The sequence below is a fragment of the Streptococcus suis genome (genome assembly GCF_019856455.1).
Taxonomy (GTDB): Bacteria; Bacillota; Bacilli; order Lactobacillales; family Streptococcaceae; genus Streptococcus; species Streptococcus suis_AE.
In genome coordinates this window covers 1,993,227-2,010,435 of the sequence record NZ_CP082205.1, presented here as the reverse complement: position 1 = coordinate 2,010,435, position 17,209 = coordinate 1,993,227, and the positions used below count along the sequence as shown (strand labels likewise).

Here is a 17,209-nt window from a genome sequence, read left to right as displayed (position 1 = left end):
CCATAATTAGCGAAAAGAGTACAAGAAATGGATACTAAGAGCCTTTTGGTAACAGGTTATAGACATACAGACCTGGGAATTTTTTCAGAAAAAGATCCTCGACTGCACATTATTAAATCTGCAATTCGTAGGAATTTTATTCGTTTTTTAGAAGAGGGTGTTAGTTGGTTTATACTGACAGGTCAATTGGGTTTTGAATACTGGTCCTTAGAAGTCTTAGAAGATTTACGAGCCGAGGGGTATCAACTGAGTATTGCAACAATATTTCCATTTGAAAATCATGGCGAACAGTGGAATGAGGCTAACCAAGCAAAGTTAGCACGGTTTAAGCAGGTTGATTTTGTAAAGTATGCTTATCCACGCTATGAAAACCCAGGGCAATTTAGAGACTATAACCAGTTTTTACTGGATAATACGGCAGGTTGTTATTTATTTTACGATTCTGAAAATGAAACCAATTTGAAATATTTATATCACATGGTCTTAAAGAAAGAAGGATATAATAGAAAAACGCTTACCTTTGAAGAATTGAATGAGGAGGCTGAAAATTTTTCAAATTCTGAGTGATTTGACTTGATTTTTCCCTATTTTTTTAATATAATAGTAGTGACGTTTTAGATTAGGGAGAGAGAGATGGCAAGTATTAAATTTACGACAAAAGATATTTTCGAGCAAGATTTTAAAATTGGTTTTCGTGGCTATGATCAAGATGAAGTGAACGATTTTCTTGACGATATTATGAAAGACTATGATGCTTATGAAGCGATTATCAAGGAATTAAAAGGCGAAATTGCTCGATTGAAAGCGCAGGCAGCAAATTCTCCCAAAGCAACTCTTCCTACTGAAGAATCGAACGACGTATTGCGTACAGAACGTCCATCTTCAGCGACAAACTTTGATATTCTCCGACGTCTGAACCGTCTGGAGAAAGAAGTATTTGGAAAACAAATCGTTCAGGGTCAAGAATAGAATAGAAAATTGTACACCTAAACTGACACTTTATTCGCAGTAATTTTCTTGTGCACAAATACATTCTGTATTTGTGTCAGAGATATTCCTTGATTTAAAGTGGCTTGCTTTGTAGATACAAGTTCTAAGATATTAAGGTGCAATTTTTGGATAATCGCGTGGTAGTTTTCTACCATGAGGAAAGTCCATGCTAGCACTGGCTGAGATGCCAGTAGTGTTTGTGCTAGGCGAATCAATAAGCCTAGGGACGCCCTTGGGCGTTACGGCGGTCAAAATGGCTAAGTCTTTTGATATGCCAGAGTAGATCTGAAAGTGCCACAGTGACGAAGTTTTTATGGAAACGTAAAAAATGGAACGCGGTAAACCCCTCAAGCTAGCAACCCAAACTTTGGTCGGGGCATGGGATGAATGGAAATGAACAGAAATCCTGACTGTTTAGAACAGTAGACAGATGGTTATCGAAGGTGGTAGAACCTAGTACCACCGGAACAAAACATGGCTTACAGAAAATTGCATAAAATAGGTAGCTAGCTCTGCTAGCTTTTATTGTAGAGGAAAAAAATGAAAAAACAATTTGAGTTGATTGCAACGGCAGCAGCAGGTCTGGAAGCGGTTGTGGGTCGAGAAATTCGTAATCTCGGTTATGAATGTCAAGTGGAAAATGGCCGTGTTCGATTCCAAGGAGATGTAAAATCCATTATCGAAACCAATATCTGGCTGCGTTCAGCAGATAGAATTAAAATCATTGTTGGACAATTTCCAGCAAAGACTTTTGAAGAGTTGTTCCAAGGAGTTTTTAACTTGGACTGGGAAAATTACTTGCCTCTGGGCTGCAAGTTCCCTATTTCCAAGGCCAAATGTGTCAAATCGAAATTGCATAATGAACCAAGTGTGCAGGCTATTTCTAAGAAAGCAGTTGTAAAGAAACTGCAGAAACACTTCTCTCGTCCCGAAGGGGTTCCCTTACAAGAGATGGGGGCAGAGTTTAAAATTGAAGTGTCGATTTTGAAAGATGTGGCGACAGTCATGATTGATACGACAGGTTCTAGTTTGTTCAAACGTGGTTATCGGGTGGAAAAAGGTGGCGCACCAATCAAAGAAAATATGGCAGCTGCTATTTTGCAATTATCGAATTGGTATCCAGATAAACCGCTTATTGACCCTACTTGCGGCTCGGGAACTTTCTGTATTGAGGCAGCTATGTTGGCCAAAAATATAGCTCCAGGTTTGAAGAGAAGTTTTGCATTTGAGGAATGGCCGTGGGTTGAGGAACAATTGGTGGCTGCATTACGCAAAGAAGCGCAAGCTTCTATCAAAACAGATTTGGTATTAGATATTGCTGGATCAGATATTGATGCTCGTATGATTGAAATTGCGAAGAAGAATGCATTGGCGGCAGGAGTTGAGCAGGATATTGTTTTCAAGCAAATGCGTGTGCAAGACTTGCGTACAGATAAAATTAATGGTGTCATTATTTCTAATCCACCTTACGGAGAACGTTTGTTGGATGATGAAGCCATTGTTACCTTGTATCGAGAAATGGGGGAGACTTTTGAACCACTCAAAACATGGTCTAAGTTTATTCTAACTAGTGATGAGTTGTTTGAAACCCGTTTTGGACAGCAAGCGGATAAGAAACGCAAACTATATAATGGGACCCTAAAAGTGGATCTTTATCAATTTTTTGGTCAACGAGTGAAACGTCAAGTGCAAGGATAGGAGGACATCGTGGTAGAAAAAAATAGTCATCATCTTCCTTTGGATGAGGAGAAAGTTTTAGATTTTGAAGTGGCGAAAGATTTAACAATCGAAGAAGCAGTCAAAAAACATAAGGAGATTGAAGCGGGTGTGACAGAAGATGATGGTCTCTTGGATCGTTATATCAAGCAGCACCGCGCAGAAATTGAATCTCAAAAATTTGAAACCAAAATCAATCCTCTTCCTTTAGTTGAGGTGGCTGATGAGGAAAAAAATCAAGGACATGAAAGCGCGGAAGAGGTAGAAGCAAATGAGTCTTCTCTTACGGAAGTTAGTGAGGAGATTGCTCCTATTGTAGAAGAACTTTCGGTAACTCCGATGGAAAACTTGGAAGAAACAGTGATTGCAAGTACCGTAGCAATGGAGGGGTTATCTTCAGTGGCAGATGATTCTAGTTTAGAATTGGAAGAAGATGAAGCCGAAGACTTGGACCATAGTGAGGGCGCAGATAGGGATCAGAAAAAGAAATTTTACTTCTGGTCAGCAGTAGGGCTTTCAATGATTGGTGTAATGGCGACGGCGCTGGTTTGGATGAATTCGGTTAACAAATCGAATACTGCGACTTCTTCCAGTTCAACAAGTACAAGCCAGACGTCATCGACAGCATCAAGTTCGACAGATGCGAATGTGACCGCTTTTGAACAGCTCTATAATAGTTTCTTTACGGATAGTAGTTTGACCAAGCTAAAAAATTCAGAGTTTGGTAAATTAGCAGAATTGAAAGTGCTGTTGGAAAAATTGGATAAGAATTCGGACAGTTATACCAAAGCTAAAGAACAGTATGATCATCTTGAAAAAGCCATTGCAGCCATTCAGGCCATTAATGGCCAGTTTGATAAAGAAGTCGTTGTTAATGGTGAAATTGATACAACGGCGACGGTTAAATCAGGAGAATCTCTTTCTGCGACAACGACAGGGATTAGTGCGGTTGACAGTCTATTGGCATCGGTCGTGAATTTTGGTCGTTCGCAACAGGAAGTCGCTTCGGCTACGGCAGCAAGTGAGGCTGCGGTCACAAGCAACCAAGGTGCTGATGAAACTGTATCTACTGGTGTACCAGCGACAACAGAAGTCGCTTCAACAACCGACTTTGGTATTGCCGTGCCAGCTGGTGTCGTCTTGCAACGTGACCGCAGTCGTGTTCCTTATAATCAAGCGATGATTGATGATGTAAACAATGAAGCATGGAATTTCAATCCAGGTATTCTTGAAAATATTGTGACTATCTCGCAACAACGTGGGTATATAACAGGCAATCAATATATCTTGGAAAAAGTTAATATTATCAACGGCAATGGCTACTACAATATGTTTAAACCAGATGGGACCTACTTGTTCTCTATAAATTGTAAGACAGGCTACTTTGTCGGCAATGGTGCTGGTCATTCTGATGCCTTGGATTATTAAACAAAAAAGCGTTTTAGCCGCTTCAGATTGAAGAAAAAGTTCATTTTGGACAATTTTCTTCAATCTTTTTTCTTTATGTTGAAAATAAAAAACTCTCAGAAACGCCGAAATATCAATGTTTCTAAGAGTTTAATGACTTGTTATTTTTCGCAAACTTCTTCAATTTTTTATACAGTCATTTGAATTAGCTTTGATACATCGTCGCTTTCGGGTTGCCGTACTCTGCAGAAGTGACTTGCTTTGCAAGTTATATCTCCAACCTAGCACAGCCACTAGGCTGTGCTAGCAACCTGCGCCTCAGTTCCTTGTCTGAAAGTTAATTCATTCGACTATATTTTTAGGAGTTTGTCTACGTTCTGAGCGGTGTATCCGTTTTTTTGTTAGATTGGTTTTCTTTCAAAGGCATCTGTAGAGATTCCCTGAGAAAGGATTAGTTTGGCCCATTCTTTAGCTGAATGAAGGCTGTGGTCTTTGTAGTTACCGCATGATTCAATGGTTGTTCCAGGGACATCCTCCCAAGTGATGCCTTCTGCAATTTCTTCCAAACTCGACTTGATGACTTGAGCAATCTTTTCAGAGTCTTGTTTTCCCCACATAATCATGTGGAAACCTGTCCGACACCCGAAAGGAGAGCAGTCAATTAGCCCATCGATGCGCTGGCGAATTAGTTTAGCTAATAGATGCTCGATGGTATGTAGGCCAGCTGTATCCATTGCATTTTCGTTGGGTTGGATAAGGCGAATATCAAAGTTTGTAATAATGTCTCCTTTTGGTCCGACTTCTTCAGAAATTAAGCGGATGTAAGGTGCTTTCACAATAGTGTGGTCTAGCTCGAAGCTTTCGACAGTGACTTCTTTTTTCATGGTTTCCTCCAAATAAGTGATGAATTTATTATACCATATTTGACAATTTGGAATTGTGAAATCGGTTCAATTATGATAAAATAGATACAGATTTTGTGAAAATCGAATTATAAAAAAGAGGTAGAAATATGAATATCATTACAGTAGTAGTGACACTTGTTTCTGCTCTCATTGGTTTAGTAATTGGCTACTTTGCCATTTCTTTGAAGATGAAATCTGCAAAAGAAACTGCAGAATTGACACTTTTAAACGCAGAACAAGAAGCTAGTAATGTTCGTGGTCGAGCAGAAGAGCAAGCTGAGGTTATTCTAAAAACAGCTGAGCGCGATCGCCAGACCTTGAAAAAAGAATTACTCTTGGAAGCTAAGGAAGAAGCTCGTAAGTACCGAGAAGAAATTGCAGAAGAATTTAAGTCAGAACGTCAAGAGTTGAAGCAAATCGAATCACGCTTGACAGAGCGGGCGACCAGTTTGGACCGCAAAGACGATAATTTGACCAACAAGGAAAAGACTTTGGAACAAAAGGAACAAAGTCTGACCGATAAAGCTAAGCACATTGATGAGCGTGAACAAGAAGTTGTAAAACTCGAAGAACAAAAAGCTTTGGAGTTAGAACGAGTGGCGGCCCTCAGTCAAGAAGAGGCGAAGGAAATCATCCTTACCGATACACGTGATAAGTTAACGCATGAAATTGCAACTCAAATCCGAGATGCAGAACGTGAAGTTAAAGAACGTTCGGATAAGATGGCCAAGGACTTGTTGGCTCAGGCTATGCAAAGGATTTCAGGTGAATATGTAGCTGAGCAGACGATTACATCGGTTCATTTACCGGATGATGCGATGAAGGGACGGATTATTGGACGTGAGGGTCGAAATATTCGTACTTTTGAAAGTCTCACAGGTATTGATGTTATCATTGATGATACACCCGAAGTGGTTGTTCTATCAGGTTTTGACCCGATTCGCCGTGAGATTGCCCGTATGACCATGGAGACCTTGCTTCAAGATGGTCGTATTCATCCAGCTCGTATTGAGGAGTTGGTTGAGAAATACCGTGTAGAGATGGATAATCGCATTCGTGAGTATGGGGAAGCTGCTGCTTATGAAGTTGGGGCACCAAACCTTCATCCAGACTTGATTAAAATTATGGGACGTTTGCATTTCCGTACCTCTTATGGACAAAATGTTCTTCGACACTCAATCGAAGTTGCTAAATTAGCAGGTGTACTTGCTGCTGAATTGGGCGAGAATGTGAATTTGGCACGGCGAGCTGGTTTCCTACATGACGTTGGTAAAGCTATTGACCGTGAGGTGGATGGAAGCCACGTTGAAATCGGTACAGAATTGGCTAAGAAATATAAAGAGAATCCAATTGTTATCAATGCGATTGCTAGTCACCATGGCGATGTAGAAGCGACAAGTACTATTGCAGTTATTGTGGCTGCGGCAGATGCTCTGAGCGCTGCTCGTCCAGGTTCGCGTCGTGAATCTATGGAAGCCTACATCAAACGTCTGCAAGACTTGGAAGAAATCGCTAACAGTTTTGAAGGGATTAAACAATCCTATGCTATTCAGGCTGGTCGTGAAATTCGGATTATCGTTCATCCTAACAAGGTTACTGATGATCAGATTACCATCTTGGCCCATGATGTTCGTGAGAAAATTGAAAATAATCTGGATTATCCAGGAAATATCAAAATCACAGTTATCCGTGAAACAAGAGCAACAGATATTGCTAAATAAGTCAGGGGGAGCTAGACTAGCTCCTCTTTCTGTTTGAAAAAATAGTTTGCTCATTTAAAATCAGTTGAAATTCCTAGGGATTTTTGTTACACTAGAATGAAAGATTTTAAAGGAGATATCATGAAAGAGCGAGGCTTACTCATTGTCTTTTCTGGCCCATCTGGTGTTGGAAAAGGAACAGTTCGAAAGGAAATTTTTGAAAGCTCTGATAATAAATTTGAATATTCTGTATCCATGACGACACGTCCACAGAGACCGGGAGAAGTTGATGGTGTTGACTATTTCTTCCGTAGTCGTGAGGAATTTGAAGATTTGATTCGCCAGGGTCAGATGTTGGAATATGCAGAGTACGTTGGAAATTACTATGGAACACCTCTGACCTATGTCAATGAAACTCTTGATAAGGGAATTGATGTCTTTTTAGAAATTGAAGTACAGGGTGCCCTCCAAGTGAAGAAAAAAGTTCCAGACGGTGTTTTCATTTTCTTGACGCCACCAGATTTGGAAGAACTACAAGATCGCTTGGTTGGTCGTGGGACAGACAGTGAGGAAGTCATTGCGCAACGTATCGAACGTGCCAAAGAAGAGATTGCCCTCATGCGCGAGTATGACTATGCGGTTGTCAATGATAAAGTTCCTTTGGCAGCTGAACGTGTCAAACGAATTATCGAAGCAGAGCATTTCCGTGTCGATCGCGTAATCGGTCGTTATGACGAAATGATTCGTGATGTGAACAAGTAACAGAACCTTAACAGAAAGTAGAGAATAGAACTATGATGTTGAAACCATCTATCGATACCTTGTTGGACAAGGTACCATCTAAGTATTCCTTGGTTATTCTTGAGGCAAAACGTGCCCATGAATTGGAAGCAGGTGCAAAGCCAACTCAAGAATTTACTTCAGTAAAATCAACCCTTCGTGCCTTGGAAGAAATTGAATCTGGCAATGTGGTTATCCACCCAGATCCAGAAGCAAAACGTGAGGCAGTTCGTCGCCGTGCTGAAGAAGCGAAGCGTTTGGCAGAAGAGGAAGAGAAGAAAATCAAAGAACAAATCGCAAAAGAAAAAGAAGACGGCGAAAAGATTTAATAGAAAACTCGGTTGGGCTTGCCATCCGGGTTTCTTTTCACTTATGGACATTGATAGAAAGGAGGTCCTATGTTAGCACAAGTTATTGTGGATGTCCCCTTGATGCAGACTGATCAAGCTTATTCTTATCGGATTCCTTCTGACTTAGAAGAGGGGCTTATGGTTGGTGTACGAGTCCATGTCCCCTTTGGCAAGGGCAATCGGCTGATTCAAGGGATTGTAGTTGACTTGATTGATGAAGATGACGAAAATAATTTACAAGACTTGAAAGAGCTTGCCGAGGTTTTGGACTATAGTCCTGTTCTCAATCAAGAGCAATTTTGGTTGGCTGACCAGATGAGAAAGTCGGTTTTCTCCTACAAAATTACTCTCTTGAAGGCTATGTTGCCAAGTCTTCTCAATTCCACCTATGATAAATTGCTCAGGCCAGGGCTTGGTTTGGAAATTGCAGAGCAGATTAGTCTGTTTGGTGATAAGGAGCAGATTCGTTTTTCTGACTTAGACGTGAAAGAGCAAGGAAAAATCATGCGTCTGGCCCAGTCAGGGAAAATCTTGGTAGACTATGTGGCCAAGGATAAGAAGCAAATCAAGACAGAAAAATGGTACCGAGTTTGTCTGGAGAAATTACGAGAAGCAGACATTGGCAATCGGGCTAAAAAACGGCAGCAATTAAGAGAATTTCTTTTGACTCATCCTGAAGACCAACTCCTTTCAAGCCTAAAATCGGACTATTCAGCTGATACGCTCCGCTATTTCCAAGAAAAAGGCTATATAGAAGTCTGGGAAGAGGAAGTGTCGCGGACTCAGGGTGTTTTTGATAAGGTAGAAAAAACGCAGGCCTTGGATTTGAATCCAGAGCAGGCCATTGCGGTTCGTGAGATTGTGGCCTCTATCGGTCAGGAAAGTCAGACATTTCTTCTTCAAGGAGTGACTGGCTCTGGGAAGACGGAGGTTTATCTGCAGGTTATTGATAGGGTTCTGAAGATGGGGAAAACAGCTATTATGCTGGTGCCTGAAATTTCCTTGACCCCTCAGATGACCAATCGTTTTATTTCTCGTTTTGGTCAGCAGGTTGCGATTTTGCATTCGGGTCTGTCTGACGGAGAGAAGTATGACGAGTGGCGGAAGATTGAGGCGGGGAATGCCCAGGTGGTTGTCGGGGCCCGTTCGGCCATTTTTGCCCCTTTGACAAACTTGGGTGTTATCATCATTGATGAGGAGCATGAAGCGACCTACAAGCAGGATAGCAATCCGCGCTATCATGCGCGTGATGTAGCAAAGTTGCGAGCAGACTATAATCGGGCTACTTTGGTTTTGGGGTCAGCTACGCCTAGCCTTGAAACACGGGCTAGGGCTAGTCGGGGAGTCTATGGAAGACTGACTCTGAACCAACGTGCTAATTCCTTGGCTCGTATTCCAGAAGTGGAAGTTGTGGATTTCCGTGATTATATCGGTCAGCAGGAGGCTAGTAATTTTACCCCTGTTTTGATTGAGAAAATTAGAGAAAAGTTGGCTCGTAAGGAACAGGTTGTTCTCATGTTAAATCGGCGTGGTTATTCTTCTTTTGTCATGTGTCGTGATTGCGGTAGCGTTGACCAGTGTCCCAATTGTGATATTTCCCTGACGCTTCACATGGATACAAAAACGATGAATTGCCATTATTGTGGTTTTCAAAAGGGGATTCCTCAGAACTGTCCAAACTGTCAAAGTCGTTCTATTCGTTATTATGGGACGGGTACGCAAAAGGCCTACGATGAATTGCAGGAGCTCTTGCCAGAAGCTCGAATTTTGCGGATGGATGTAGATACCACAAAGAAAAAAGGGGCTCACGAAGACTTGCTCGAACGCTTTGGTCGAGGAGAAGCAGATATTCTTCTAGGAACTCAGATGATTGCCAAGGGCTTGGATTTTCCAAATGTCACCTTGGTTGGGGTGCTCAATGCAGATACGGCTCTGAATTTGCCTGATTTTCGGTCTTCTGAGCGAACATTCCAGTTGCTGACTCAGGTAGCTGGTCGGGCGGGTCGAGCTGATAAGGAAGGAGAGGTCCTGATCCAGACCTACAACCCCAATCACTATGCCATTGTCTTTGCCAAAGAACAGGACTACGAAGGATTTTATCGCTATGAGATGGGTATTCGGAAAAATCTTGGCTATCCGCCATATTATTTTACAGTTGGTCTAACCTTTTCGCACAAGTCGGAAGAATTTGTCGTGAAAAAATCCTATGAGACAGTGGCCTTTCTCCGTCAACACTTAACAGATGCAATTCAAATCCTGGGACCGACGCCCAAGCCTATTGCCAGAACCCATAATCTCTACCACTACCAGATCATCTTGAAATACCGGCATGAAGACCGTTTGGAAGAGGTATTGAATCAGATTTTGGATTGGACGCAGGAGAGAGAAAATCAAGATTTGCGTTTGATTATTGACAATGAACCGCAGAATATGATGTAAAGTCGAGTAATCGGCTTTATTTTTTTGCGTTAAAAGGCTTTAAATAGGCATGAATTAAGGAAAAAATAAGCAAAAATGGTATAATTAAGGGATAATAGAATAAGTACGAACGATGTAATGTAAAGGAGATGAGAAAGCAAAGATGACAAAGTTGATTTTTATGGGAACACCAGCATTTTCTGCGACAGTCTTAAAAGGTCTTTTGGCGGATGATCAGTATGAAATCTTAGCTGTTGTTACCCAGCCAGACCGAGCTGTTGGACGAAAAAAAGTCATCCAAATGACACCTGTGAAAGAAGTAGCCTTGGAATACAATTTACCAGTCTATCAACCAGAGAAGCTATCTGGAAGTCAAGAAATGGATGAGCTGATGAATTTAGGAGCAGATGGGATTGTGACGGCAGCTTTTGGGCAATTCCTACCAACCAAATTATTGAACTCAGTTGACTTTGCAGTCAATGTTCATGCTTCTCTTCTTCCTAAATACCGTGGCGGTGCCCCTATTCATTACGCTTTGATTAACGGTGATGAACGTGCCGGCGTAACCATCATGGAAATGGTCAAGGAAATGGATGCCGGTGACATGATTTCCAGCGATAGCCTTGCTATTGAAGAAAGTGACAACGTCGGCACCTTGTTTGAAAAGTTGGCTGTTGTTGGTCGGGATTTATTATTACAAACCTTACCAGCCTATATTGCTGGTGACTTGAAACCAGTAGCTCAAAATCCAGAACAGGTAACCTTCTCACCAAATATCCAGCCAGAAGAAGAGGTACTGGATTGGAATAAGACAGCTCGTCAACTATTTAATCACATTCGCGGTATGTACCCGTGGCCCGTTGCCCACACCTATTGGCAAGGGGAACGTTTTAAAATTCAAGAAGCTGTAGAAGCAGAAGGTGAAGGACCAGTTGGTCGGGTTATTGCTCGACGCAAGAAAGAATTGATCATTGCGACAGGTCAGGGAGCCCTTTCTCTGAAAACTGTCCAGCCAGCTGGTAAGCCAAAAATGACCATTGCAGACTTTTTAAATGGTGCAGGTCGAGATATTGCAGTAGGAGATCAATTTGGTGATCAATAAACATGAAACAGCAAGAAGTCTAGCCTTATCTGTATTGGAACAAGTCTTTGATCAAGGTGCTTACTCGAACATCGCTCTCAATAAGGCCCTAGAATCTTCTCGTTTATCAGCACAGGACAAGGGCTTGGCGACCGAGTTGGTTTATGGGACGGTTTCTCGTAAAATTACCCTAGAGTGGTATTTGGCACATTTTATCGAAGATAGAGAAAAGTTGGACACTTGGGTCTACTATCTCCTCATGTTGAGCCTCTACCAGTTGGTATATTTGGATAAATTGCCCCCCCACGCAGTTGTCAATGAGGCAGTTAATATTGCCAAGCGAAAGCCTAGAACTGACAAATTTGTTAATGCCATTTTGCGTAAGCTTAGTCAGGATTCCTTGCCGAAACCAGCAGATATTAAAAGAAAGAACAAACGTTTATCCGTTCAGTATTCTGTGCCAGTTTGGTTGGTCCAAACCCTGATTGCAGAATATGGCGATGAACGTGCAGAGAAGATTTTCCAAAGCTTACATATTCGGAATAAGGCCAGCGTACGCGTGACAGATGGTCAACAAGTGGAGCAATTGGCAGAGGAGCTAGGCGCTCAACACTCGCAGTTATCACCAGTTGGGTTGGTTAAATCCCATGGACACTTTGCGGGGACAGATTATTTCAAGAAAGGACTTATCACCATTCAAGATGAAACCAGTCAATTGGTAGCTCCGACTTTGGATATTCAAGGAGATGAAATCATCTTGGATGCCTGTGCAGCTCCGGGTGGAAAAACCTGTCATATGGCAAGCTATCTTACGGATGGAAAAGTTTATGCGTTGGATTTATATGATCATAAACTAAACCTGATTGAAGAAAACGCACGTCGTTTAGGCCTAGCAGATAAGATTGAGACCAAAGGTCTGGACGCCAGTCGTGTTCATGAGGAATTTGGTCCAGATACCTTTGATAAAATCCTAGTGGATGCCCCATGTTCAGGTATTGGACTCATTCGCCGTAAGCCAGATATTCGTTATAACAAGGCATCGATGGACTTTGATTCTCTAAAGACTATCCAGTTGCAGATACTGGACAGTGTTTGTCAAAGCCTGAAAATCGGTGGTATAATAACCTATAGCACATGTACGATTATTGCTAAGGAAAATCAAGAGGTTATTCAAGAATTTCTGCAAAACCATCCCAATTTTGAACAGGTGACACTAGAACACCCTCAAATAGATATTATGGTGGATGGCTGCTTGTTGATAACCCCTGAACAGTATAAGACAGATGGATTTTTCATCGGTCAACTTAGACGAAAATCCTAGAATAAGAGGAGGAAGTTGCTTAGCAACGATAAAAATTATGGAAATTGCATTACTTACTGATGTAGGACAGAAACGTTCGAACAACCAAGACTATATCAATCGCTACAAAAACCGTGCAGGGATTGATTTGGTCGTGTTAGCTGATGGAATGGGTGGGCACCGTGCCGGCCATATTGCTAGTGAAATGGCAGCAACAGATTTGGGAGCTGCTTGGGTTGATACTCAATTAGTGACCTTAAATGATGTCCGTGAATGGATGGTTGCAATCATTGATGCTGAAAACCAAAAGATTCATGAACTTGGACAGACAGAAGAATACAAGGGGATGGGAACAACTCTTGAAGCAGTTGTTGTCATCGACAACCAAATGATCTATGCCCATGTTGGAGATTCACGAGTTGGATTGATTAGAGATGATGAATATACACGTCTAACCAACGACCATTCGCTGGTAGGTGCCCTTGTTCGAGCTGGTCAGCTCACAGAAGAAGAAGCACAGCGTCATCCTCAAAAAAATATTGTAACGCAGTCCATTGGACAAGCCGAACCAATTGAACCAGACATTGCTTTGAAAACTCTTGAGGTTGGAGATTATGTCCTTATTAACAGCGATGGCTTAACCAATATGGTACCAACCGAGGACATTCGTGATATTGTATTGAGTGATGTTTCAATTGAAAGCAAGGTAGAAACACTTGTACGTTTTGCCAATAATGCAGGCGGTCTAGATAATATTACAGTAGGTTTGCTTCACATTACGGAGGAGGCTAGGTAATGATTCAAATCGGTAAGATCTTTGCCGGTCGGTATCGAATCGTTCGGCAAATTGGTCGAGGCGGTATGGCAGATGTTTACCTAGCAAGAGATTTGATTTTAGATGGAGAAGAGGTTGCTGTTAAAGTTCTTCGGACCAACTATCAGACAGATCAAATTGCTATCCAGCGTTTTCAACGTGAAGCGCGTGCCATGGCAGAACTTGACCATCCCAATATCGTTCGTATTTCGGACATCGGTGAAGAAGATGGTCAACAGTATCTGGCTATGGAATATGTCAATGGCCTCGATTTAAAACGTTATATAAAAGAAAATGCACCACTCTCCAACGATGTTGCGGTGCGAATTATGGGACAGATTCTCCTTGCTATGCGCATGGCGCACACGAGAGGAATTGTCCATCGAGATTTGAAACCTCAGAACGTCCTTTTGACTTCCAATGGAGTCGCTAAAGTAACAGACTTTGGTATTGCAGTTGCCTTTGCTGAAACGAGTTTGACACAAACCAACTCCATGTTGGGGTCTGTTCACTATCTTTCACCTGAGCAGGCGCGTGGTTCGAAAGCGACCATTCAAAGTGACATTTATGCAATGGGAATCATACTTTTTGAAATGTTGACGGGGCGTATTCCCTATGATGGAGATAGTGCTGTGACGATCGCTCTTCAGCATTTCCAAAAACCTCTCCCATCTGTTAGAGAAGAGAATGCCAATGTACCTCAAGCCTTAGAAAATGTTGTACTAAAAGCAACGGCTAAAAAATTAAACGAGCGCTATAAGTCGGTTGCAGAAATGTATGCAGATTTAGCTTCGGCTCTATCCATGGATCGTCGGAATGAACCCAGGGTTGAACTAGAAGGGAACAAGGTTGATACAAAAACCTTGCCGAAACTCTCCCAAGCCAATGTTGAAACGAAAGTACCGCATACAAACAGTTCTGCCCAAGTTTCTGCGACGGATAAGGGGCCTGGTAAGAAAGAAGTGGCGAAGTCGGGAAATAAGCCTGTTTCAAAACCAAGGCCAGGTATGCGTACACGCTACAAAGTCTTGATAGGGGCTATTTTGTTAACAGTCATAGCGGCTGGACTCATGTTTTTCAACACTCCACGAACAGTTACAGTCCCTGATGTGTCTGGTCAAACCGTTGAAAAAGCTACAGAAATGATTGAAGTGGCAGGATTGGAAGTTGGAAACATCACAGAAGAAGCGACAGCGACTGTAGATGAAGGCTTGGTAATACGGACCTCTCCGGCTGCAAAGACGACCAGACGTCAAGGAAGTAAGATTGATATTGTAGTAGCAACGGCTGCGATGGTATCTATTCCAGATGTGACAGATAAGGATTCTGATACTGCACGGCAGGAATTGGAGGCTCTTGGTTTCCAAGTGACAATAAAAGAAGAATATAGCGAAAAAGTTGCCCAAGGACTTGTCATCAAAACAGATCCAGGAGCAAATAGTTCTGCTGAGAAGGGGGCAAAAATTACCCTTTATGTTTCCAAAGGAGTAGCGCCACAAGTTGTGCCAAACGTTGTTGGAAAAACTCAGGAGAATGCTACTCAAATTCTTCAGACAGCAGGCTTCAGTATTGGAACTATTACTCAGGAATATAGCTCATCTGTTACTGCGGGTCAGGTTATCAGTACAGATCCCGTTGCCAATACAGAGTTGACAAAAGGTTCTATCATCAATCTAGTTGTTTCAAAAGGAAAAGAATTGATTATGCCTGATTTAACATCTGGCAATTACACCTATTCACAGGCACGTAGTCAATTACAAACGCTAGGCGTCAATGTGGAAAGTATTGAAAAACAAGAAGATAGAAGCTACTACTCAACGACAAGTGACATCGTCATTGGACAATATCCTGCTGCTGGAGCAACAATTGATGGAACAGTTACCTTGTATGTCACCGTTGCATCAACCGGCACCAGTAGCGATTCCTCAACAGGAAGTTCCACCAGCACAAGTACTTCAACAGATAGCGGACGATAAAGATGAAAAAGGTTGGGCAGATGCCGAACCTTTTTCTCTTGATTAGAGAGCGTAGCTTGTGAGCGGTCCCCTATGCCAAAATTGTTTCCTTCTGTCCATCAAGAGTGATGGCCTAGGAGTGATTTGCATAGTTTATAGTCATGTTTAGTTTATTTTGCTTGCTTCGTTAATTTACTTTGCCGTACCCAAGTATAGCCTGCATCTCGTTGCTTTGAACTAATATAGACAATATGTAAAGACCCCCAGTTGAGAATTCGTGGATTTACCTGTACACTAGAATAAAAAAACAATCAACTTCTAACAGGAATTACCACACTCAATTGGAGGTCTTATATGTTTCATTTTACCACACTTTTCATCGGAATGGATGTTCACAAAGAAAGTTTTTCACTCTGCTATTATGATATGATGGCGAATCAATTCAAACATAGCACTAAAGTTGGTCCAAATGTTAGCTATATTGTGAACTATGTGAATGAGCTTCGTCGTTTATATGGTCAAGATGCAGAAGTGTTATGTGGCTACGAAGCCGGATGTCTTGGATTTACCCTATATCACCAGCTACAAGCTCACGGGATCCCCTGTATCGTGATGGCGCCTACAACGGTGATGAAGGAAGGATCTAAGCGTGTTAAGACTGATAAAAAAGATGCAGCTCAGCTCGCAAAAGCTCTGGCCTTTCGTAGCTATCGGCCTGTTCATATTCCTACTGTTGAGGATGAACAAGTCAAAGAATATATCCGCATGAGAACAGACCACAAAGTGGCTCTGAAGAAAATCAAACAACAAATTCTTGCCTTCTGTCTCCGACATGATTTTCGCTATACCGAGGGAAGCAGTAATTGGACACAGAAACATGTCCGCTGGCTCCGTTCCCTAAATCCTGATGGACTTTACGCAGAGATTTTGACAGAATATCTATTGACCTATGAGAAATTAGTAGATCAAATAGAACGGTATGATGCACGAATTGAGCAACTGGGTCAAAGCGACAGTTACCAAGAGAAGGTCTCACGGCTTTCTTGCTTTATTGGCATTAAAACACTAACTGCTCTTTCCATTGTGACAGAAATCGGTGATTTTAATCGCTTTGCGACAGCTCAACATTTTGCTTCTTATCTTGGGCTAACTCCTAGCGAAAATTCTAGCGGCGACAAGGAGAGAAGAGGTGCTATCACCAAAGCTGGGAATAGCCATGTGAGACGACTTCTGATAGAAGCTGCACAATCATTGGCTAAGGGGACGATTGGGTATAAATCCAAAGAATTGAAAAGGAGACAAAGTGGAAACCGAGTGGAGGTGATTGCTTATGCGGATAAGGCTAATGAACGCTTAAGAAGACGTTATCGCACACTTGTTCTAGGAAAAAATAAGAAACAAAATGTTGCTAAAACAGCTATTGCACGAGAATTGTCTGGTTTTATTTGGGGGATGATGACAGGAAGAATAGCTTGAAGTTAGCGCTTGTTTTCATGTACACTTTTGACCATTAAGTTTTATCATCGCAGAGCGATGAGGAATCCCTATTTCTATCCAAAATCACTGGGTGAATTTGGACAGAAATAAGGATTGAAATCATGTTTGAATGGAAAGTATCTTGAAGGAGTTTAGGACTTCAAGGTTTGAGTCATCTACGAAACGACTAAGTGGCACAATTGTGATCCACGCTTATAGAGAGTAGGACTCGCGGCAGAACCATTGACCTGTAGGTAACCAATCCACGAATATCAGAGTGGCCAATGCCCGAAGCTAAGAACTAGGCTCTTTCTAGA

At 41.9% G+C, this 17,209-nt stretch carries 14 protein-coding genes, 1 other RNA gene and 1 pseudogene; 15 read left to right on the top strand and 1 reads right to left on the bottom strand.

All coding sequences use genetic code 11. The features are described 5' to 3' along the window. Positions 1–27 precede the first annotated feature (27 nt). The 5 genes from K6969_RS09670 (at position 28) to K6969_RS09650 (ending at position 4,134) form a co-directional block, all read left to right on the top strand. On the top strand, positions 28–567 hold the full coding sequence (locus K6969_RS09670) for a DUF1273 domain-containing protein (RefSeq protein ID WP_004195215.1): 540 nt from the start codon (positions 28–30) through the stop codon (positions 565–567). Positions 568–633: 66 nt separating this feature from the next. Next, complete coding sequence (gpsB, locus tag K6969_RS09665) at positions 634–969, top strand: cell division regulator GpsB (RefSeq protein WP_024379573.1); 336 nt, start codon at positions 634–636, stop codon at positions 967–969. A gap of 142 nt (positions 970–1,111) precedes the next feature. After that, positions 1,112–1,477: RNase P RNA component class B (rnpB, locus tag K6969_RS09660), an RNA gene on the top strand. A gap of 53 nt (positions 1,478–1,530) precedes the next feature. Continuing rightward, positions 1,531–2,688, top strand: a complete 1,158-nt coding sequence (locus K6969_RS09655; RefSeq protein ID WP_171943016.1) for a THUMP domain-containing class I SAM-dependent RNA methyltransferase — start codon at positions 1,531–1,533, stop codon at positions 2,686–2,688. 9 nt (positions 2,689–2,697) lie between these two features. After that, positions 2,698–4,134, top strand: coding sequence for a cell division site-positioning protein MapZ family protein (locus K6969_RS09650; protein ID WP_029174107.1), 1,437 nt, complete (start codon positions 2,698–2,700; stop codon positions 4,132–4,134). 380 nt (positions 4,135–4,514) lie between these two features. Here K6969_RS09650 and K6969_RS09645 read toward each other — a convergent pair whose 3' ends face one another. Beyond that, complete coding sequence (locus tag K6969_RS09645; protein ID WP_004194159.1) at positions 4,515–4,997, bottom strand: S-ribosylhomocysteine lyase; 483 nt, start codon at positions 4,995–4,997, stop codon at positions 4,515–4,517. Positions 4,998–5,125: 128 nt separating this feature from the next. Here K6969_RS09645 and K6969_RS09640 point away from each other — a divergent pair, with 128 nt between their 5' ends. From K6969_RS09640 to K6969_RS09600, 10 genes and pseudogenes are all read left to right on the top strand, one after another. Continuing rightward, a complete protein-coding gene (locus K6969_RS09640; RefSeq protein ID WP_171943015.1) occupies positions 5,126–6,739 on the top strand; it encodes a ribonuclease Y in 1,614 nt (537 codons plus the stop codon). 120 nt (positions 6,740–6,859) lie between these two features. Continuing rightward, the gene (gene gmk / locus K6969_RS09635; RefSeq protein WP_024377213.1) at positions 6,860–7,480 is read left to right on the top strand and encodes a guanylate kinase; all 621 of its coding nucleotides are present in this window, start codon (positions 6,860–6,862) and stop codon (positions 7,478–7,480) included. Between the two features lie 32 nt (positions 7,481–7,512). Beyond that, entirely contained in the window at positions 7,513–7,827 is a 315-nt protein-coding gene (rpoZ, locus tag K6969_RS09630) for a DNA-directed RNA polymerase subunit omega (RefSeq protein ID WP_024377214.1), read from the top strand. Positions 7,828–7,896: 69 nt separating this feature from the next. Continuing rightward, positions 7,897–10,287, top strand: a complete 2,391-nt coding sequence (locus tag K6969_RS09625; RefSeq protein WP_171943014.1) for a primosomal protein N' — start codon at positions 7,897–7,899, stop codon at positions 10,285–10,287. 142 nt (positions 10,288–10,429) lie between these two features. Beyond that, a complete protein-coding gene (gene fmt, locus K6969_RS09620; RefSeq protein ID WP_029174103.1) occupies positions 10,430–11,368 on the top strand; it encodes a methionyl-tRNA formyltransferase in 939 nt (312 codons plus the stop codon). After that, complete coding sequence (rsmB, locus tag K6969_RS09615; RefSeq protein ID WP_079270330.1) at positions 11,355–12,668, top strand: 16S rRNA (cytosine(967)-C(5))-methyltransferase RsmB; 1,314 nt, start codon at positions 11,355–11,357, stop codon at positions 12,666–12,668. The genes fmt and rsmB overlap by 14 nt, the downstream gene beginning before the upstream one ends. A gap of 37 nt (positions 12,669–12,705) precedes the next feature. Then, positions 12,706–13,443 (top strand): Stp1/IreP family PP2C-type Ser/Thr phosphatase, encoded by a 738-nt coding sequence (locus K6969_RS09610; protein ID WP_024377218.1) that lies wholly within the window; start codon positions 12,706–12,708, stop codon positions 13,441–13,443. Next, positions 13,443–15,101: pseudogene (gene pknB, locus K6969_RS09605) on the top strand (Stk1 family PASTA domain-containing Ser/Thr kinase); the annotation flags it as partial. The gene K6969_RS09610 and the pseudogene pknB, both read left to right, overlap by 1 nt. Positions 15,102–15,164: 63 nt before the next feature. After that, entirely contained in the window at positions 15,165–15,437 is a 273-nt protein-coding gene (locus K6969_RS12400; protein WP_414820587.1) for a PASTA domain-containing protein, read from the top strand. A 333-nt stretch (positions 15,438–15,770) separates the two neighbouring features. Beyond that, positions 15,771–16,892, top strand: coding sequence for an IS110 family transposase (locus K6969_RS09600; protein ID WP_015445098.1), 1,122 nt, complete (start codon positions 15,771–15,773; stop codon positions 16,890–16,892). The last annotated feature ends 317 nt before the right edge of the window (positions 16,893–17,209 follow it).

What these genes read in the sequence shown, in the direction of transcription:
- K6969_RS12400 (WP_414820587.1), top strand. Translation starts at nt 15,165, where the DNA reads ATGCCTGATTTAACATCTGGCAATTACACCTATTCACAGGCACGTAGT.
- fmt (WP_029174103.1), top strand. Translation starts at nt 10,430, where the DNA reads ATGACAAAGTTGATTTTTATGGGAACACCAGCATTTTCTGCGACAGTC.
- K6969_RS09625 (WP_171943014.1), top strand. Translation starts at nt 7,897, where the DNA reads ATGTTAGCACAAGTTATTGTGGATGTCCCCTTGATGCAGACTGATCAA.
- gmk (WP_024377213.1), top strand. Translation starts at nt 6,860, where the DNA reads ATGAAAGAGCGAGGCTTACTCATTGTCTTTTCTGGCCCATCTGGTGTT.
- K6969_RS09600 (WP_015445098.1), top strand. Translation starts at nt 15,771, where the DNA reads ATGTTTCATTTTACCACACTTTTCATCGGAATGGATGTTCACAAAGAA.
- gpsB (WP_024379573.1), top strand. Translation starts at nt 634, where the DNA reads ATGGCAAGTATTAAATTTACGACAAAAGATATTTTCGAGCAAGATTTT.
- rpoZ (WP_024377214.1), top strand. Translation starts at nt 7,513, where the DNA reads ATGATGTTGAAACCATCTATCGATACCTTGTTGGACAAGGTACCATCT.
- K6969_RS09645 (WP_004194159.1), bottom strand. Translation starts at nt 4,997, where the DNA reads ATGAAAAAAGAAGTCACTGTCGAAAGCTTCGAGCTAGACCACACTATT.
- K6969_RS09640 (WP_171943015.1), top strand. Translation starts at nt 5,126, where the DNA reads ATGAATATCATTACAGTAGTAGTGACACTTGTTTCTGCTCTCATTGGT.
- K6969_RS09670 (WP_004195215.1), top strand. Translation starts at nt 28, where the DNA reads ATGGATACTAAGAGCCTTTTGGTAACAGGTTATAGACATACAGACCTG.
- K6969_RS09610 (WP_024377218.1), top strand. Translation starts at nt 12,706, where the DNA reads ATGGAAATTGCATTACTTACTGATGTAGGACAGAAACGTTCGAACAAC.
- K6969_RS09655 (WP_171943016.1), top strand. Translation starts at nt 1,531, where the DNA reads ATGAAAAAACAATTTGAGTTGATTGCAACGGCAGCAGCAGGTCTGGAA.